Source organism: Amycolatopsis sp. A1MSW2902 (assembly GCF_017312175.1).
GTDB classification, from domain to species: domain Bacteria; phylum Actinomycetota; class Actinomycetes; order Mycobacteriales; family Pseudonocardiaceae; genus Amycolatopsis; species Amycolatopsis nivea.
This window is the reverse complement of the sequence record NZ_QJPO01000003.1, coordinates 429643-448078: the sequence shown is the minus strand read 5'-3', so window position 1 is coordinate 448078 and position 18436 is coordinate 429643. Positions and strand designations below refer to the sequence as shown.

The window sequence follows — 18436 nt, the reverse complement described above, 5'->3', positions numbered from 1 at the left end:
GGGTGAGGGCGGCGATCCGCCTCCGGGGTGGTTGACGTCGGCACCTAGGCGACGGTGAGTGACCGCACGGGCTGGCCTGCGTCACCGTGGACGGATGGATGCGGCACTGGCAGGGCTTTCCGGGCGGCTCCTGATCCAGTGCCGGCCCGGGCAGTCCGAGGAACTGTTCGGCGTCTGCGCGGCGCACGACACCGGGCTCGTCCTGACCGGGAGGTCGGCACCGGATGCCGTCAAGGGCCTGCGCGAGAAGGGGTTCGACGGGCCGCTCCTGTGCGACGCCGAGCGTTACGCAGGGAAGCGGCGGGTACTCGCCGGAGCCGGCACGCGTCCGGCGTGGTGCCGGAAGCAGCGGGAACTCGGGTTGCTGCCGCTGACGGATTCCGGCTATCTCGCGGCGCGCGACTGGACGGGTTTGCGCGGCATCCTGCTGGCCGCCGCGAGGAAGCCCGCGGCCGTTGCGACGCTGCCTCTCGCTCCTTGGTGGTTCGACAACGAACCGATCGCCGCTGCGCTGGCGAGGGAGGTCAATCGGCACGGGGTGCCGGTCGCGATCGTTCTCGAGCACCGGACTGATCCGTTCGGGGTTCAGAAGCTGCTGCGCGCGTTTCTGCGTTTCCTGGCCGACTGCGCGGTTCCGGTGCTGGTGTTGCGCTGCGACATTTCGGCCGCAGGCCTTCTCTGTCACGGTGCGCACGCGGCGGCGGTGGGCACGAGAAGCTCGTTGCGGCACCTGTATCCGGCCTCCGGCGGCCGCCCGGGCGGGCCTTCGGTGTTCGTGCCTCGCTTGCTCAGCTACCACCGGATCGAGACCTGCGCGAAGGTATTCGGCCGGACTCCGGAGATCGAGCAGCTGTGGACTTGCCCGTGCCCGGTCTGCGAGGACCGGACCCCCGTCGGTCTCGACCGGTCTTCGGCGGTCCGGCACGACCTCGACCGTCAGCTGGCGCTGCGGGACGAGTTGTTCCGGCGGCCGCTCACCGCGGAGCAGCGCCGGAGTTCCTGGCATGAGACGTGCAGCCACGCGAGCTTTGTCCATCGGCAGGTCGCCGAGGCGGTGCGGGGATGGACCGAACCGGCGAACCTCAGGGCCTGGTATCGGGTGACCGAGGATCCGTTGCCGCGCAACATCCCTGGCCAGTCGACGACGGGGGCCGTCCGGGCGAGCGGTGGCGGCAGGCGGAGGGTGTCCGATCGCGGGGCGCGCCGATCAGACGCATAGGCAACTGTCCTCGGCGCGGAAAGGTCAGTGGTCTCGCGAGACGTCGAGCCCGCTCGACAACCCGCGGAAACACCGCACCGCCAACTCCACCGGTGCCGCCTTCTCCTCGGTCCCAGCCCACAGCTCCAGCGAGATCCGAATCGCATCCGTCGCCGCAGCCGCGACCAAATGCACCCTCACCTCGTCCGTCTCCGGAGCCAGCCGCGCCAGCACCGGTCGCAGTCGGGTCTCGGACTCGCCGTTCACCCGGTGCCACACGGCTGCCAGCGCCGAGTCGTCCCCGCTGGCGGCGCGCAGCAAGCCGCGCGTCCAGCTGAATTCCTGGGTCGCGTCCGCGGCGGAGATCGTCTTGTGGATCGCGTCCTCGACCGCCTTCAGCAGGGGCGTTCCTTCGGGCGTCGACGCGAGGTGGTCCCGCCACGAATCGGCGCCCACGACCAGCAGCGGGGCGACCGCGTCCTCTTTCGTGCGGAAGTAGCGGTAGAAGGTGCGCGGCGCGACGCCCGCCGCGGCGGCGATCGCTTCCGCGGTCGTTCCCTGTGCGCCATGCTCGGTGAACAGGCGTGCGGCGGCGCGGGCGATGTCGAGTTGCGTCGCCGCTTTGCGCCGTTCGGTCAGGGTCGGGGTCTTTCCGCTCACCGCGACCACGCTACCCGATCACTGTCAAGCATGCAGATCTCGTCAAGGTGGCACAGTGTGCCAGGTAGGCGTAAGGTGGCGGAAGACGAAAGGAGCGGATCATGAACCGTTACGAAGGACGCCGGGTGCTGGTCACCGGAGCGGGCTCGGGCATCGGGCAGGCGACGGTGCTGCGGATGCTGGCCGAGGGCGGGCGCGTCGTAGCCGCGGACGTGAGCGAAGCGGGTCTGGCGGACACCGTGGAGAAGGCGGGCGACGCGGCGGACCGGCTGAGCACCGTGGTCGTGAATGTCGCCGATGAAGCATCAGTGAAGGCTGGGGTCGCGGAGGCGGTCGAGCAGCTCGGCGGGCTGGACGCGCTCGTCAACGCCGCGGGCATCCTGCGGTCGGCGCACACCCACGAGATGCCGCTCGAGGCGTTCGAGCAGGTGCTGCGCGTCAACCTGGTCGGCACGTTCCTGGTGATCCGCGAGTCGATCCCGGCGCTGCGCGAGGGCAGCGGCCCGGCGGTGGTGAACTTCAGCTCGACGTCGGCGATGTTCGCGCACCCGTACATGGCGGCGTACGCGGCGAGCAAGGGCGGCATCCAGTCGATGACGCACGCGCTGGCGTCCGAGTACGCGAAGGACGGCATCCGGTTCACCGCCGTGCAGCCCGGTTCGATCTCCTCGGGCATGACCGACGGCAGCGGCAAGAGCAGGCAGAGCGTCGGCCCTGGCTTCCCCGAGGACGCCGACTTCACCCTGCTCGGCAAGCTGCTTCCCGCGCTGGGCCAGGGCTTCGCCGGTCCGGAGACGGTCGCGTCGGTCGTCGCGATGCTCGCCAGCGAGGACGCCGCGTTCGTCACCGGCACCGAGGTCCGCATCGACGGCGGCACGCACTTCTGATGCGCGATTTGTTCAAGAACCAGCCGCGGGCCGGGTCGTAGCGTCGCCGCATGACAAAGTTTTCGACCACCCGATGCGGGGTGCGGCGATGATCCTCGTGACCGGCGGCCTCGGCATGATCGGCGCGCACACGGCCCGGGCGTTGGCGGATCTGGGGCAGGACGTCCTGGTCACCGGGCACCGGCGGACGGACGTCCCCTCGTTCCTGGCGGGCCGGGTCGCCGTGGAAACGCTCGACGTCACCGACCGGGACGCGTTCCTCGCGCTCGGCGACCGGTACGACATCACCGCGATCGTCCACCTGGCGGGCAGCATTCCCGGCGACGACCCGGTCGCGTTCTTCCGGACGGACCTGACCGGCCTGGCCAACGCCCTCGACGCGGCCCGGACGTGGCGGGTGCGGCGGTTCGCGGTCGCGAGCAGCCTCGGCGTGTACGTCGGCCGCGACGAGCCGAGCTGGCACGAGGAGCTGCCGCTGCCGACCGCGGATCTGCCGCATCTGATCGTGGCGTTCAAGAAAGCCGTCGAACCGCTGACGACGCACAGCCTGCGGGGGAGCGGTGTCGAACCGGTAGTGCTGCGGATCGGGACGGTGTGGGGTCCGCTGGTCGACCCGGAATCGCCGTTCTTCCCGATCCCGTCCTACCTCAACGCCGGGCTGCGCGGTGACCCGCCGCCTCCGCTCGTCGCGGACGAGGGGTTCGACTGCTGTTACGCACCGGACGCCGGCCGCGCGATCGCGTTGCTGACCACGGCACCGTCGTTGAAGCACGACACGTACAACGTGTCGAGCGGGCAGCCGGTCACGAACCGGGAGTTCGCCGAGGCGCTCGCGCAGATCGCGCCGGGTGTGCCGGATCAGCTGCAGCCTGGCGGGGCGACCGGACCGTATCTGGATATTTCGCGGCTCAAGGAGGAAACGGGCTTCGCGCCGGAGTTCGACGTGCGGGCGGCGGTGGCGGATTACGCGGCGTGGCGGAAGACGAACCCGCGCTGACATCGGCCACAGTGGACGGTCCGGGCGGTGGTGCGAGAATGGCCGGATGGCAGCGGAACAGGGCGGCGAATCCGAGACCGAACGGGTCGTCCGGCAGCTCCGGGACGAGATCCTGGACGGGGTGCGCACACCGGGCAGCAAGCTCGTCGAACGGGACCTCGCCGCGGATCTCGGAGTGAGCCGGGTCCCGGTGCGGGACGCACTGAAAGCGCTGGTCGCCGAAGGCCTGGTCACGCCGCGCCCCCGGACGTGGGCGGTGGTGCGCGAGTTCACCGCGAGCGACATCGCCGACCTGCAGGAAGTGCGCGCGGCGCTGGAAGTCCTGACGTTCAAGCTCGCGGCGACCCGCCATTCCCGCGCCGGGCTGGACCAGCTGCGGGCTGCGTTGGACGAGGAAACGGCCGCCGCCGCTGCCGGTGACGCGGTAACCGCTCACCGCGCGGCGGCGGATTTCCACGAGGCCGTGACGGCGATGGCGGGGAACGAGCTGCTCAACGAGCTGGAACTGACGCTGCGCAGCCGCATGCGGTGGCTGCTCGGCCAGCACGAGGATCTGGAGCGGGTGGCGGGGGAGCACCGGGAGCTGTACGAGGCGATCGCGCGACGGGATGTGGATGCCGTGGAAGCGTTGCTGATGGAGCACATGGAGAGCGGACGGCATTTGCGCGGGCTGGGGCGCGAGCGCGGCTGACAGGCAAAGGAAAACCCTCCGGAGGTGATGGGGGTTTTCTCAGTAGCGCGGGTGCGGCGTTGCTGTGGCGATGCGCGGCATCGGCGCGGCGGCCCCTCAGTTCGGATGCGAGATTTCGACATAATGCTTGCCGTTCATGGGAATGCACACGGCACCGTCGACCGTGGGGTCCGGCGGCAGGGTGCGCAGTGCGCGGACACAGTCGTCCGGGGTTTCGTAAGGTCCTTTGTACTCGAGATGGCTGGCGAACGCGGTGCCGCTCAGCACCAGCGCAGCGCCGGTCGTAGCGAGGCAAACGGCAGCTGTGACCGCGAATTTCCGCATGGGCGAATCCCTCCCGTTCCGGCGGTCGCGCCGACCGCCTCTTCACCATCGCTACCCTCGTCTGGGCGTGGCGAAGCAGTTCTTGCCTGTTCGGCTCAACGGAATTGATCGAACGGGCACCGGACGCAACCCCTTGCCGGAACGGCAAGTTTCCGTGCCATTGCCGGTCCGGGCTGGCGAAACTGACCGCATGATCACCGCATCCCGGCTGGTGCCCCGCTCCGTCGCGGCGCTGGCGCTGTCCCTTCTGCTCACGGTCGGCAGCGTGGCCTGTTCCGCGCCGCCTGCCGAGCCTTACGCCGCCGCCACCCAGAACGATCCCGCGTTCCAAAGCACCTTCCGGCACGAATTCGCCGACGTCGACGGTGTCCGCATGCACTACGTCACTGGCGGCAGCGGCAGCCCGGTCGTCCTGATTCACGGGTGGCCGCAAACCTGGTACGGCTGGTGGCCGGTGATGCCGGAGCTCGCGAAACACCACACCGTCTACGCGATCGACCTTCCCGGTTTGGGCGACAGCACCGGTTCGCCGAGCGGATACGACAAAGCCACACTGGCGCGTTACGTGCACACCCTGGTGGCTTCGCGGCTCAAGATCCGGAACGCCGCCGTCGTCGGACATGATTTCGGTGCCGCGGTGGCATTCCAGTACGCGAGCCAATTCCCCGGCGACACCGCGCGTCTCGGCTATTTCGATTTGCCGCTTCCCGGGCCCGCGATCAATGCCACCGTATACCGGACGTTGAGCTGGCACATCGCTTTCCACTCCCAACGTCGCGTTCCCGAAGCGGTGGTCGGCGGCGATGTGCGGGAATACCTCGCGCTGTTCTATCCGCAGGTTTCCTTTGGCGGGACGGCTTTCGGCGGGAATTCGGAGCGGTCGCCGTTCAGTGAGGCGGAGGTCAACGAGTATGCCCGGACCTACAGTCGTCCCACGGTTTTGTCCGGCGGGTTTGAGCTTTATCGGGCGCTGGACAAGGATGTCCGCGACACCGTGGCGGCAGCGCCGGTGAAGGTGCCGACGTTGCTGCTGACGGCTCAGGGCCAGCTCGACGCGATCCGGGCCACGGTGGCTCCGCGGCTGACTGACATCGTCCAGGCGGCGGACGTGCCGCATGCCGGGCATTGGCTGGTCGAAGAGAATCCGCAGTTCGTCGCGGGGCAGTTGGAGCGCTTCCTGAACGGCTGACGCTCGCGGAACCAGCCCCGATCCCCGGAAGCGGCAGTCCGGAGATCGGGGCGAGCTCGTCCGGCGCGGTTCAGTCAGGCGCCGGACACCGCCACCACGCCGGTCATCGTGCCCACGTAGGCGTGGTCGCCGGACAAAGTGGGAGAGGCGAAGTGCGGAAGAGCGCCGACATCCAGCTGAGCCAGTACGGTTCCGTCAGCCGGTGACAGCGCGTACAGCACACCGTCGTTCCAGTCCGTCACCCATACCGCGCCGCCGCCTACGGTCGGCGAGCCGTTCGCGGTCCCGTCGGCGTGCCACGCCACGGTGGGGGTGCCGTCCGCTGCGATGCGGACCGCGCGCGGGCCGTCGTTGCACGGCAGGTACGCGGTGTCGTCCTTGGTCGAGCTGCCGCCGAAGGACCGGCAGATCTCCGCCTTGGCCTGCTGCCCGCCGATTCCGCCGAGATTGTCGTGGTGCAGCACATATCCGGTGCCGCGTTTGCCGACCGCGATGACGTGATCGCCGAGCAGGGTCGGGCTGGACGACCCGAGATCGAGGTCTTGTGCGTTGTCGTCGGCCCAGGTGTCCGGGGCGAACAGGTCCACCCGCTGCAGCGTGGGCGACAAGGCCAGCACGGAATCGCTGTCGTCGTAGCCCGTGGTGGATTCGCCGTTGCCGACCGCGTAGAGCAGCCGTTGGCCGTCGACCACGCCGCCGCCTGGTGCCCAGATCCCGGCTTCCCTGGTGGTCGGCACGCTGTAACTGATCGGGTCAGCCCCGTTGGTGGTCGCCGACACCACGGAACCGATGTAGTTCGCGCAGTCCCCGGCCAGCCCGCCGTACGCCACGTACACGCGGTCGCCGAGCACGGTCAGCGCCGCTCGCTGCTGGTGCGCCAGCCGGTCGCCCTTGGGCGGTTCCAGCTCGGTGCGCACCTCCACCGCGCCGGTGGTGACGTTCACGCCGACCAGTACGTGCTGCCCGCCGGTGAGCTCGGCCAGCGCGAAAACCCGGGACGTGGCCTGGTCGTAGGCCATGGTGCCGGTGATGCCGAGCGGGTCGATGTTCCCGCACGGCAGCTCGGCTCTTCTCGCCGGTTCGCCGATGTGCGCCGACCAGCGGACCGCGCCGGTGGCCGGGTCGAGCGCGTAAACGGTGTCATTCTCCGTGGCAGCAAGGATCTGGCCGCCGACCACCAGCGGCTGTCCGTACACCGCACCGTCCAAAGTGGCCTGCCAGGCGGTGCCGAGAGTGCCCAGCGGAGCGAGATCCGCGGCTTCGCCGGTGCGGGCGTTGTCGTGGTGATAGGTCGGCCAATCGCCCGCGGCGAGCTGCTGCCGGGCATGGCCTGCGGTCGCCGATGCCGACGCCGGCGGACCGGCGCCGAGGGCGACGACTGCGATCGCGAGAACCGTGCGGAGACAATTCCTGTTCATGAGGTATCACTCCTGGTCGCTGACTAGCGACTCCCCGTATCGCAGTATCCAGCGGGGCTTCCGGTCGCGATACCTCCGAACGGCAGAACACGCGGTCGCCGTCGGCAGGTTCGGGCGTGGTTCCCCTGTGCCGCACCGTTCCGCTAGCTTCGGATACGGGCGGCCGCAAGGCATCCAGCTCCGACTTTCGGGCCTGGAGAGGCCGTCGAGCTCGCCGTTCGTGGCGGGAAAGCCTGAGCACTTCCGTGAACAGCTAACCGCGTTGCCTACGGTGGTAGATCAGCATGGCTGAGCCGTAGGCGAGAACGAGGACTCCGATGCACCAGGCGAGGGCAGTCCAGATGTCGGCACCGACCGGTCGCTGGGTCAGCAGGCTTCGGATGGCGTTGACGATGGACGTCGTGGGCTGGTGTTCGGCGAAGGCGCGGACCGGTCCGGGCATGGTGCTGGTCGGCACGAAGGCCGAGCTGACGAAGGGCAGGAAAATGAGCGGGTAGGAGAACGCGGTCGCGCCGTCGCCCGATCGGGCGGCCAGACCGGCGATGACGGCGAGCCAGGTCAGCGCCAGGGTGAACAGGAGCAGGAGGCCGGCGACCGCGAGCCAGGCGGGCAGTCCCGCTGTCGAACGGAATCCCATGAGCAGGGCGGCGCCGATGACTGCCGCGACCGATACCAGGTTGGCGACCAGCGACGTCAGCACGTGGCTCCACAGAACAGCGGGCCGGGCGATCGGCATGGACCGGAACCGCTCGAAAATGCCGCTCTGCAGGTCCTGGAACAGTCGGAACGCGGTGTAGGAGACGCCGGAGGCGATCGTGATGAGCAGGATGCCGGGCAGCAGGTAGGTCACGTAGCTGCCGGATCCGTGCTGGATCGCGCCGCCGAAGACGTAGACGAACAAAAGCAGGAACGCGATCGGCAGGACGGCGGTGGTGACGACAGTGTCCGGGCTGCGGGCGATGCGCCGCAGAGAACGTCCCAACAGGACAGTGGTGTCGCCGAAGAAGCGGTTTTTCATCGGCGGTCCTTGACGAGTGCGAAGAAGACGTCCTCGAGCGTCGGCTGTTTCTCGACGTATTCGATTTCGGCGGGCGGGAGCAGGCGCTTGAGTTCGGCGAGGCCGCCGCTCACGAGGATGCGCCCCTGATGCAGGATCGCGATCCGGTCGGCGAGCTGTTCGGCCTCGTCCAGGTACTGGGTCGTGAGCAGCACGGTCGTGCCGTGCCCGGCGAGTTCCTTGACGGCCTGCCAGACCTCGGCGCGCGCCTGCGGATCGAGGCCGGTGGTCGGCTCGTCGAGGAAGACGACCGGCGGGTTCCCGATGAGGCTCATCGCGAGGTCGAGCCGGCGGCGCATGCCTCCCGAATACGCGGACGCTCTCCGCGCGGCAGCGTCCCGCAAGGAGAAACGGGCGAGCAGGTCGTCCGCAATCCGGCCCGGCTTCTCTAGGTGGCGCAACCGGGCGACGAGCGCGAGATTCTCCCGGCCGGTGAGCATTTCGTCCACGGCCGCGAACTGTCCGGCGAGACTGAGCGATTCCCGTACGTCCGCCGGCCGCCCGGCGACGTCGAAGCCGTTGACGACTGCGGTGCCCGCGTCGGCATTGAGCAGCGTGGCGAGGATCCGCACGACCGTCGTCTTGCCCGCCCCGTTCGAGCCGAGCAGGGCGAAGACGCTGCCCCGCGCCACGTCGAATTCGACGCCGCGCAGCACGTGCAGCGTTTTGTAGGATTTTTCCAATCCTCGCACCCGGATCGCCGGTTCGGAGGTCGTGGGCATCGGGGTGTTTTCCTTCCTGCGCAGGGATCTCCGGGCAGAACCTATCGGCAGTCTTCGGCTCCGGCGAAACGCCCCGCTTCGCCGCGTTAATGGTTTTGTGCAGGTCAGAATCAGCGCTTCGGTGCATCGGGAATAGAGTTATTGCAACGAGGAGGTCTGAGATGCCTGGGTCCCGACTCACTCGCCGCGACCGGCGGGTCATCGCCGACGGCCTTGCTGACGGACGCGGCTATGCCGAGATCGCGCGCCGGCTGGCCCGGCCCACCTCCACGGTGAGCCGCGAGGTCGCCCGCAACGGCGGCCGCGCCGGATACGCGCCGGACGCCGCCCACCAAGCCGCGAAACGGCGAGCGCACCACCGGAAACCTGCTGCGATTCCTCCTGCGGAAACCGCCCGCACCGTCGAGCAGCACCTCGCGGTCGCCCTGATCGGCACCGGACTTCCCCGCATGGCCGGGCGAGTCCTCGCGGCCTTGCTCGCCGCCGACGCCTCCGGAATGAGCGCGGCGGAGCTGGTTCGGCACCTGAGGGTGAGCCCGGCATCGATCTCGAAATCGGTGCGGTATCTCGAAACCGAGGGCTTGCTCCGGCGCGAGCGGAACGCGAAAAACCGAGCGGAACGGTACGAGGTCGGCCCGGACGCGTGGTTCCAGGCGTTCCTTGCCAGCGCGCAACGGAATCACCGGCTGGCCGACGCCGCGCGCCGCGGATCCGCCCGCCTCGGCCGGTCAACTCCGGCCGGTGCGCGCCTGCACGCGCTGAGCCGGTTCCACCAGCAGCTCACCGACGACATCGTCGAGCGGGCCCGCCATTGGCGTTTCGTGCTCGCCGACTCAGCCGAGGCTGTCCGGCGGGGCTGAGCGTGGTGCCCAGCCCTGCTCGATAATCCGTCCCAGCTCGTCCAGATGCGGCCGGGCCTCCCGTGCCGCTCGGGAGTCGGCAGTGTCGAAGAGCCGCTCCAGTTCGAGCAGGGCGGCCTGCGCTTCCCGCGTCGGCTCGCCTGGATCCGCCCACGGCTCGCTCCACTGTCCGGAGCCTTCCCGGCTCACCGCGGATCGGAAGATCAGCTCCTCCACGGTGTCCACGGCCAGGTCGAGTCGCACCGACCAGGACTTCAGCAACCCGATGTACCTCTCGTAGACATCAGGCCGCCACTCGTCGATCATCAAGCGCTGGCCGGTGTGCGTCGCGAACCAGCGGCGTACGACGGCGTCCAGGATCGGCGCGCTGTCCGCGGACTGCGCGGCCGTGACAAACCGCAGGTATTTGGTGCCGAAGGCCACGCCTAGGTAGCGCATCGGTTTGCCCGCCAGATCGCGGAACGCCGCCAGTCCGCCGTGCTCCCGGGCGACAATGGCCACCTCGGCAAGCCGATCGGCGGCTCCCGGGTTTTCGGTCAGGACGCGGGAGGTGCGCCAGGCCCGTAGCCGACTCGTCCGTAGCCCCAGATCATCGCGGCCAGGAACGCGCGTTCGGCGCCTTCCGGAGTCGTCGCGGCCGTCGCGTGGCTGGTCGCTTCGGCTCGGTCGATGCGGTCGGGCAGGGCGTCGAGGAACTGGTCGCGTTCCGGGAAACACCTGCGCCAGGCATCGCGGGACCAGCGGATCGGGGGCTGAACCGGCTCGCCCTGGTCCCGCCAGCGCCGGACGGCGCTGGCCAAAGCTTCCGGAATCGGAGTGGCTGCCATACGCAACCGTGGTACTACACGGCGATCCATCAGATCACTGGGCCTCTGCCAGCTCCTCCGCGAAGCCGCGAGCAGAAGGCTTGGAACAGCGCTGATCCAAGCCTCGGCGGCTGGGTGAAAGCGGGACCGCCTCCGCCGATTAGGTCTAGACATCCGATGGATACCCGACTTACGCTCCCCGCCGTCACCGTTCGGTCACGGATCCGACAGGAGGACCGCCGTGTCGATTCCCGCGAGCCTGGCGCTTGCCGCGGTATTGGCGGCTGGAGGGACCGCCGTTCCCGCCGCCGCGGAAACCGCCGCCTGCCATGGACCGATCCGGCCGGCCGCGATTCAGGCAGTGCAGTCGTGCGACGGCATGGACCGGATCCTCGCCAAGGCCGCCGCGACCGTGCCGCGCTCCGGGCAGATTGCCTGGCAGCAGCGGCCGGTCACCGCGTTCACGCACTTCGGCATGAACACCTTCACCGACCGGGAATGGGGATCCGGCGCGGAAAAGGAGTCGACGTTCGCGCCCGCCGCGGTCGACACCGACCAGTGGATGCGGTCGATGAAGGCGGCCGGCGTGACGCAGGTGATGCTGACCGCGAAGCACCACGACGGGTTCGTCCTCTATCCGACGCGCTACACGAATCACTCCGTCGTCGCGAGTCCGTGGTGGGTCACGCCTGGATGTGCCGACGACGCGGTGACGAAGGCCCGTGCGGCGGCGCAGAACGGGCGGGCGCAGGATCCGTCCGCGTACTGGCAGGTCCGCGCCGCCGGGTGCGCCAATCCGCGGGGCGACATCCTGCGCGATTACGTCGATTCCGCGCGGAAAGCCGGGCTGAAGGTCGGCGTGTACCTGTCGCCGGCGGACGGCGCCGAGTTGCCCAAGCAGTTCTTCGCGGACCAGGTGAAACGGGTCGAGGCGAAGGTCGCCGCGGGGCAGCCGTTGAGCATCGAGGAGCAGGCGACTTACGACGACCGCGCGAACACGCCTGCTGGTCAGGGGCGGTACGGCACGGGCAGCGCGGCGAAGGTGCGCACCATTCCGTCGCTGGTCCCGAACGACGACCGCGCCGCGGCCCTCGCCGCCGGGAAACTGCCGAAGTTCACCGTGACCGAGGACGATTACAACGCCTACTACCTGAACCAGATCTACGAACTGTTCACCCAGTACGGGCCCATTGACGAGCTGTGGCTGGACGGGGCGAATCCCTGGCGCGGCAACGGAATCAGCGAAACCTACGACTTCACGACCTGGTTCCGGATGATTCACGCGCTGTCGCCGGACACCGTCACGTTCGCCGGACCGGCGGGCGTGCGCTGGGTCGGCAACGAGCGGGGCCAAGCTCGGGAGACCGAGTGGAGCGCGCTGCCGACCACGGGCGATCCGAACACCGCGCACAACGAGGAGTTGTTCGTCGGCGGCGCGGAGGGCGCCGATCTCGGGTCGCGGCAGGTGCTCGCCGACCCGTCCGTGCGGTACCTGGAATGGGCACCGGCCGAAGCTGACGTATCAATCCGGCCGGGTTGGTTCTACCACCCGGACGAACAGCCGAAAACACCCGCGCAACTCGTCGATCTTTACCGCGCCTCGGTGGGACGCAATGCCTCGCTGCTGCTGAACGTTCCGCCTGGCCCGGACGGTCGCGTCGCTCCGGCCGATGCCGCCGCGTTGGCGTCCTTCGGGCAGGCCATCGCCAGGACGCAAGCCGTGAACCTCGCCGCCGGCGCGCGAGGGCTGGACGCGGTCACGGATTCCTCGCTGACCACGTCGTGGTCGCCGCCGCGCGGTGCGCTCGCCGGGACGATGGACGTGGTGTTGCCGAAGGCGGCCACCTTCGACCAGATCCGGCTGGGGGAGGACATCACCCGCGGTCAGCACGTCGAAGGCGCGACCGTACAGGCCGAAGTGGACGGTTCCTGGCGCACGATCGCGACTGTCACCACGATCGGCGCCAACCGTCTCGTCACCCTCCCGTCGCCGGTCACCGCCCGCCACCTGCGCGTGGTCGTCACGCAGTCGCGGGCGACGCCTTACCTGGCTACCTTCGCGTTGTACCGCACTGTCCCCGCCGCCTGAGAGGAAGTCATGACTCTACGCCGCAGAGTTTGGCTCGCCGCTGCTGTCGCGACGAGTGCCCTGACCATCGTCCAACCTGCCTCGGCCAGGCCGGGGCCGGTACCGGTGGTTTCCCCGACGCCGCAACAGATCGACCGCGAGGCTGGCGACGTGTCGCTGCCGTCCTCGGTGGGACTGGTCACCGACAGCACGACTGACGGTCCGGCCAAAGATCTGTTGCTCGACCTGTTGAAACAGCACGGAGTCAAGAAGGTCAGCACGGGATCGCAGCGCGGGTTCGTCATCCGGCTCAGCAATAGCGGAGACGCGCCAACGCAGGCGGAGGGCTACTCGCTTGCTGTGCGCCGCGACGGCGTGACGATCAAGGGCAGGGATGGTGCCGGGCAATACTACGGCGTGCAGACGTTGCGGCAGCTGTTCGTCCGAAGTGGACACAGCTGGGCATTGAGCGGTGTCGCAGTACGAGACTGGCCGAACATGGCGCTGCGCGGGTCGATCGAAGGCTTCTACGGTCCACCGTGGACGAACGACGACCGGGTGCGGCAGATCAAGTTCCTCGGCGAAACCAAGGCGAACACTTACATCTACGGCGCGAAGGACGACGCGTATCTGCGGGCACAGTGGCGGGATCCGTATCCGCAGCAGGAGTTGGCCGCGCTCGGCCAGCTTGTCCGCACAGCGAACGCGAACCACGTCGACTTCACCTACGCGTTGTCGCCCGGGGTCTCGATCTGCTTCTCGTCGCCGCAGGACGTCGTCGCGGTGAAGGCGAAATTCCAAGCGGTGTACGACCTCGGCGTGCGCTCGTTCTCCTTGCCGTTCGACGACATCTCGTACACCAAGTGGAATTGCGCTGGCGACCAGGCGGCGTTCGGCGCGCCCGGTCAGGCCGCCGCGGGCAAGGCGCAGGTTTCGTTGCTCAACGAGATCACCAAGAACTTCGTGAAGACGCACGACGGCGTCCGTCCTTTGCAGACTGTGCCGACGGAGTACAGCGACCTCAAGGACTCGCCGTACAAGACGCAACTGCGGGAGAACCTCGACCCGTCCGTAGTCGTGCAGTGGACCGGCACCGCAGTGGTGCCGCCGAGCGTGACGAACGACGAAGCGCAGCAGGTGTCCACTGTGTACGGGCGAAAAGTGTTCCTCTGGGACAACTACCCGGTCAACGATTACGAGCAGTCTGCCGGACGGTTGCTGCTCGCGCCGTACGCGCATCGCGAAGCGGGGCTGTCGAAATATCTCAACGGGATCGTCTCGAATCCGATGAACCAGGAGGCGGCCAGCGAGGTCGCCGAGTTCGGGGTCGCCGACTTCTCCTGGAACGACGCGGGCTACTCGCCGGAGCGCTCGTGGCCGCAGGCGCTGGCCCGGCTCGCAGGTGGCGACCAACGCGCGACCGCGGCGCTGAAGGTATTCGCGGACCTCGAACACCTGGCACCCGTCTTCGGGCCGACGCCGTGGCAGCCCCAAGCGCCGGTTCTCGCGGCCCGGGTCGCCGAGTTCTGGCAGCACTGGAATGCCGGCGACCACCGTGCGCTGGGCAAACTGCGCTCGTACGCCGAACAGATCCGCAACGCTCCCGCCGTGATCCGGGGCGGGCAGGTGCAGAGCGCGTTCGTCAGCGAGGCAGGCCCGTGGCTGGACGCGACCGCGCTCTGGGGCGACGCCATGGTGACCCGGCTGGACGCCCTCGCCGCAGCGACCCGCGGTGACGACGCCATGGCCCAGCGTCTGACCGCGGCCGCGGACGCGCTGGTCAAACGGGCGGAAGCGGTGAAGACCGGCAACAGCAACCGGTGGGGCGTGCGGCAGGCACTCGTCGGCGACGGCGTGCTCGACGCGTTCCTCGTCCAGGTCCGCGCGGTGACGGCCGGATGAGCGGGGGAGGGATGGACGTGAGCAGGAGGAGCTTCCTCGGCGGCGCGGCCGCGGTCGCCGCGAGCACCGTGTTCGCTGGACCGGCAGGTGCGGCCGGCCGGCGCGGGCTGAGCGTGTCCGGCGACCGGTTCTTGCTGGACGGCAAGCCGTTCCAGATCGTTTCCGGCGCGATCCATTACTTCCGGCTGCGCCCGGACCAGTGGCACGACCGGCTGTCGCGGCTCAAAGCGCTGGGCCTCAACACCGTCGAAACCTATGTGGCGTGGAATTTCCATCAGCCGGCGCCGGGCCGAGCGAATTTCCGAGGCGACCGCGATCTCGCGGGATTCATCCGGCTGGCCGGCGACCTCGGATTCCAGGTCATCGTCCGCCCGAGCCCGTACATCTGCGCGGAATGGGAATTCGGCGGCCTGCCCGCCTGGCTGCTCGCCGACCGCGACATGGAGCTGCGCTGCGCCGATCCGGCTTACCTCAAGGCAGTCGACGCGTGGTACGACCAGCTGATCCCGCAGCTGGCCCCGCTGGAAGCGCAACACGGCGGCCCGGTCGTGGCCGTGCAGATCGAAAACGAATACGGCAGCTACGGCAACGACACGAGCTATCTCGCACACCTGCGGGACAGCCTGCGCGCACGCGGAATGACGAGTCTCCTGTTCGTCGCCGACGGTGCTTCCGAATTCTTCATGCGCTTCGGCGAGCTGCCGGGAACGTTGGAGGTCGGCACCGGCGACGGCGACCCGGCGCCGAGCATCGCCGCGTTGAAAGCCTTCCGCCCCGGAGCGCCGGTCATGATGGCCGAGTACTGGGACGGCTGGTTCGATCACTGGGGCGAGTCGCACCACACCACCGATGCGCAGCAAACCGCCGCCCACATCGATCAGCTGCTCGCGACGGGTGCTTCAGTGAACCTGTACATGGCCTGCGGCGGCACCAACTACGGCTTCACTGCTGGCGCCAACACCTCCGGGCTGCAATATCAGCCCACCGTGACCAGCTACGACTACGATTCCCCGGTCGGCGAGGCAGGCGACGTCGGCGCGAAGTTCACCGCGTTACAGTCGGTGATCACCAAGTACACCAAGCAACCAGTCGTCCCGCCGCCCGCTCGCTCGCCGCGCCTGCCCGCGCAGTCGGTCACTCCGTCCGGCTCAGTGTCCCTTCTGGACTCGCTGCCCGCACTGTCCACAGTGGTCCGCTCGGCCCAGCCGGTCTCCATGGAACGACTGGGACAGTCGACCGGCCTGATCCACTACCGCACGACTGTGCAAGGCCCGCATTCCGGCCCGCTGAGCATCCACGGCCTGGCGGACCGGGCACTGGTGTTCGCCGACGGGGTGCAGCTGGGGATCCTGGACCGCAACCATCCGGACGGGACGCTGGACCTGAAGCTGGAGAAACCGCGGACCCGCCTGGACATCCTGGTCGACCCGATGGGCCGGGTGAACTACGGCCCGTACCTGGCCGATCGGAAGGGCATCGACGGCTGGGTCGCGATGAACACCCAGCAGAAGCTGTTCGGCTGGGAGATCCGTCCGCTGCCCCTGGACGACCTGTCCCGGCTGCGGTTCTCGTCCGCTCCGCCGGGCGCCGGCCCGGCCTTCCACCGCGCGACCGTCGCGGTCGCCGAGCCCGCGGACGGGTTCGTCGCCCTCCCCGGCTGGGAGAAGGGCGTGGTGTGGCTGAACGGGTTCAACCTCGGCCGGTACTGGAAGATCGGGCCGCAGAAGACGCTGTACGCGCCGAAGTCGTTGTGGCGGAAGGGGAAGAACGAACTGGTGGTGCTGGAAATGCATCATGCGGGGACGGCGATCGAGATCCGTCCGGAGGCCGACCTGGGCTGAGGGCGAGCCGTCCCGGCCGATGGCCGAGGGGTCACTGCTCCCCGGCGAGGTTCTCGATCGCCCGCTTCCGGCTGTGGTCGAACACGATCGAACTGCGGAACTGCACGACCTCCTTGCGGCTGCTGAGATCCTCGACGAGGAACGTGTGCAGCCGGGAGACGTCCGGGACCGCGACGTGCAGCAGGAAATCGTCGCCGCCGGCGAGCACGAAGACGGCCATCACCTCGGGCATGGCGAGCGCGTCGCGACGGAAGCGGTCGATGATCGGCTGGCTGAGCGGGCGGATCTGGGCGAACACCATGGCCTGCACCGACCGGCCCAGCGCGGGCAGGTCGACCTCGGCGTGGAATCCGGTCAGCACCTGGCGCGCCTGCAGCCTGCCGATCCGGTCGGAACAGGTCGACGCCGCGACGCCGACGCGCTCGGCCAGGTCGCGCATCGGGATCCGGGCGTCCTGCTGGAGTTCGCGGACGATGAGGCTGTCGATCCGATCGAGGTTCGGAGATTCGCTCATTTGCCGAACATATCACCGTCGTTGCTCCGACCAGGCGGCGGAAGGGGCAGTGTTGCGTCCGTGAACCGAACAGAGAGTTTCGCCGGGGAAGCACTGCAGGTCGTCCGCGGGTCTAGGTCGGGGGTCGCGATCGCCGTCGCGATCCATTCGACGGCGCGCGGTCCGGCGATCGGCGGGTGCCGGATCAAGGCGTACCCGTCGTGGCGGGACGGGGCGGACGACGCGCTGCGGCTTTCGGCGGCGATGACCACGAAGTGCGCACTGGCCGGTCTTCCCTACGGGGGTGGCAAAACCGTGGCGGCGCTGCCCGCGGAAGGGATCGACCCGGCGCGGCGGCCGGACCTGATCGCCGACATCGCCGAGGCGATCGCCGCGCTGGGCGGGCGGTACCGCACCGGGCCGGACATCGGGTCGACGTCCGAGGACATGGCGGAGATCCACCGGCTCGCGCACGGCTGGGCGTTCTGCCGTCCGGAGAGCCAGGGCGGCAGCGGGACGTCGAGCGCGGCGACGGCGAGGGGAGTCTTGGCGGCGCTTGAAGCCGGGGTCGCGCCGGGCTCAGTCGACGGGTTGCGGATCGGCGTGCTCGGATTCGGCAGCGTCGGGCGGTTGATCTGCGAAGCGCTGATCGAGCGCGGCGCGAAGGTGGTGGTCACCGACGTCGACGAGGGGCTGCGGCCGGTCGCGGAACGGCTCGGTGCCGCTTGGACCACGGCTGACCTGGTGCGGGAGCAGTTGGACGTGCTCGTGCCTGCGGCGACGGGCGGCTTGCTGACGGTCGAGTCGGCGGCCGCGTGCGGTGCGTCGCTGATCGTGGGACCGGCGAACAACCAGATCGCCGCCGAGGAGGTCGCGACGGTGTTGCGCGACCGGGGAGTCACGTGGATTCCGGATGTCGTCGCGAGTGCGGGCGGGATCATTCACGCCGTCGGCCGCGAAGAACTCGGAATGGACGAGGCGGCGGTGAACGCGAAGATCGACGCTATCGGCGACACGACGAATTCAGTACTGGCGCTTGCCCGGGAACGGGAGTGGACGACAGTGCGGGCCGCCCGGGAACTGGCGGCGCTCGCCTGAACGAAGAGCACGCCAAGGCTCTGGGAGCCTTGGCGTGCATTTCCTTTTCCGTGAGGTCAGTACCAATGCGCGCGGCCGCCGATACGGCGTCCGGTCCCGCCGAGCACCGCCAGGATCGCGCCGATCACTACGAGGGCGATCCCGATGCTCCACAAAATCTGGATCGAGGTGATGAACCCGATCACGAGCAGAATGACGCCGAGAACAATCACGGGGAGAACCTCG

General features: G+C 68.9%; 17 protein-coding genes and 1 pseudogene. 10 read left to right on the top strand and 8 right to left on the bottom strand.

All coding sequences use genetic code 11. The annotated features are described in order from the left end of the window. The first annotated feature begins 94 nt into the window (after positions 1–94). Positions 95–1219, top strand: coding sequence for a hypothetical protein (locus DMP23_RS45180; RefSeq protein WP_337824908.1), 1125 nt, complete (start codon positions 95–97; stop codon positions 1217–1219). 24 nt (positions 1220–1243) lie between these two features. On the opposite strand, the gene DMP23_RS45175 is transcribed toward DMP23_RS45180, so the two are convergent. After that, positions 1244–1858 carry a TetR/AcrR family transcriptional regulator gene (locus DMP23_RS45175; protein ID WP_337824907.1) on the bottom strand — a complete coding sequence of 205 codons (615 nt, stop codon included), beginning with the start codon at positions 1856–1858 and terminating at the stop codon, positions 1244–1246. A gap of 101 nt (positions 1859–1959) precedes the next feature. Here DMP23_RS45175 and DMP23_RS45170 point away from each other — a divergent pair, with 101 nt between their 5' ends. The 3 genes from DMP23_RS45170 (at position 1960) to DMP23_RS45160 (ending at position 4433) form a co-directional block, all read left to right on the top strand. Further along, on the top strand, positions 1960–2745 hold the full coding sequence (locus tag DMP23_RS45170) for an SDR family NAD(P)-dependent oxidoreductase (RefSeq protein WP_337824906.1): 786 nt from the start codon (positions 1960–1962) through the stop codon (positions 2743–2745). A gap of 88 nt (positions 2746–2833) precedes the next feature. Then, positions 2834–3742 (top strand): NAD-dependent epimerase/dehydratase family protein, encoded by a 909-nt coding sequence (locus DMP23_RS45165; protein WP_337824905.1) that lies wholly within the window; start codon positions 2834–2836, stop codon positions 3740–3742. Between the two features lie 46 nt (positions 3743–3788). Then, positions 3789–4433: a GntR family transcriptional regulator gene (locus DMP23_RS45160; RefSeq protein WP_337824904.1), complete on the top strand. Its 645-nt coding sequence runs from the start codon at positions 3789–3791 to the stop codon at positions 4431–4433. A gap of 96 nt (positions 4434–4529) precedes the next feature. On the opposite strand, the gene DMP23_RS45155 is transcribed toward DMP23_RS45160, so the two are convergent. Beyond that, positions 4530–4757 carry a hypothetical protein gene (locus tag DMP23_RS45155; protein ID WP_337824903.1) on the bottom strand — a complete coding sequence of 76 codons (228 nt, stop codon included), beginning with the start codon at positions 4755–4757 and terminating at the stop codon, positions 4530–4532. Positions 4758–4947: 190 nt separating this feature from the next. Here DMP23_RS45155 and DMP23_RS45150 point away from each other — a divergent pair, with 190 nt between their 5' ends. Further along, complete coding sequence (locus DMP23_RS45150) at positions 4948–5946, top strand: alpha/beta fold hydrolase (RefSeq protein ID WP_337825132.1); 999 nt, start codon at positions 4948–4950, stop codon at positions 5944–5946. Positions 5947–6020: 74 nt separating this feature from the next. Here DMP23_RS45150 and DMP23_RS45145 read toward each other — a convergent pair whose 3' ends face one another. The 3 genes from DMP23_RS45145 to DMP23_RS45135 all read right to left on the bottom strand — a co-directional run bounded on the left by DMP23_RS45145 (position 6021) and on the right by DMP23_RS45135 (position 9143). Then, complete coding sequence (locus tag DMP23_RS45145) at positions 6021–7364, bottom strand: outer membrane protein assembly factor BamB family protein (RefSeq protein WP_337824902.1); 1344 nt, start codon at positions 7362–7364, stop codon at positions 6021–6023. 253 nt (positions 7365–7617) lie between these two features. Next, the gene (locus DMP23_RS45140; protein ID WP_337824901.1) at positions 7618–8382 is read right to left on the bottom strand and encodes an ABC transporter permease; all 765 of its coding nucleotides are present in this window, start codon (positions 8380–8382) and stop codon (positions 7618–7620) included. Next, positions 8379–9143, bottom strand: coding sequence for an ABC transporter ATP-binding protein (locus DMP23_RS45135; RefSeq protein ID WP_337824900.1), 765 nt, complete (start codon positions 9141–9143; stop codon positions 8379–8381). Before DMP23_RS45135 ends, DMP23_RS45140 begins: the two co-directional genes overlap by 4 nt. A 161-nt stretch (positions 9144–9304) precedes the next feature. Between DMP23_RS45135 and DMP23_RS45130 the strand changes: the two genes are divergently transcribed. After that, positions 9305–10003, top strand: a complete 699-nt coding sequence (locus DMP23_RS45130; RefSeq protein WP_337824899.1) for a helix-turn-helix domain-containing protein — start codon at positions 9305–9307, stop codon at positions 10001–10003. Here the strand turns inward: DMP23_RS45130 and DMP23_RS45125 are convergent. Further along, positions 9977–10830 (bottom strand): annotated as a pseudogene (locus DMP23_RS45125) (8-oxoguanine DNA glycosylase OGG fold protein). The gene DMP23_RS45130 and the pseudogene DMP23_RS45125 overlap by 27 nt on opposite strands. Positions 10831–11050: 220 nt before the next feature. Here DMP23_RS45125 and DMP23_RS45120 point away from each other — a divergent pair. From DMP23_RS45120 to DMP23_RS45110, 3 genes are read left to right on the top strand one after another with little or no spacing between them, the layout of a single operon-like run. Then, positions 11051–12898, top strand: a complete 1848-nt coding sequence (locus DMP23_RS45120; protein WP_337824898.1) for an alpha-L-fucosidase — start codon at positions 11051–11053, stop codon at positions 12896–12898. Positions 12899–12907: 9 nt separating this feature from the next. Beyond that, a complete protein-coding gene (locus DMP23_RS45115) occupies positions 12908–14779 on the top strand; it encodes a beta-N-acetylglucosaminidase domain-containing protein (protein WP_337824897.1) in 1872 nt (623 codons plus the stop codon). 11 nt (positions 14780–14790) lie between these two features. After that, the gene (locus tag DMP23_RS45110) at positions 14791–16620 is read left to right on the top strand and encodes a beta-galactosidase (protein ID WP_337824896.1); all 1830 of its coding nucleotides are present in this window, start codon (positions 14791–14793) and stop codon (positions 16618–16620) included. Positions 16621–16651: 31 nt separating this feature from the next. Here DMP23_RS45110 and DMP23_RS45105 read toward each other — a convergent pair whose 3' ends face one another. After that, on the bottom strand, positions 16652–17134 hold the full coding sequence (locus DMP23_RS45105) for an Lrp/AsnC family transcriptional regulator (RefSeq protein WP_134662247.1): 483 nt from the start codon (positions 17132–17134) through the stop codon (positions 16652–16654). A gap of 60 nt (positions 17135–17194) precedes the next feature. Here DMP23_RS45105 and DMP23_RS45100 point away from each other — a divergent pair, with 60 nt between their 5' ends. Further along, positions 17195–18211, top strand: a complete 1017-nt coding sequence (locus DMP23_RS45100; RefSeq protein ID WP_337824895.1) for a Glu/Leu/Phe/Val dehydrogenase dimerization domain-containing protein — start codon at positions 17195–17197, stop codon at positions 18209–18211. 56 nt (positions 18212–18267) lie between these two features. On the opposite strand, the gene DMP23_RS45095 is transcribed toward DMP23_RS45100, so the two are convergent. After that, complete coding sequence (locus DMP23_RS45095) at positions 18268–18423, bottom strand: hypothetical protein (protein WP_086024889.1); 156 nt, start codon at positions 18421–18423, stop codon at positions 18268–18270. Positions 18424–18436: the final 13 nt, after the last annotated feature.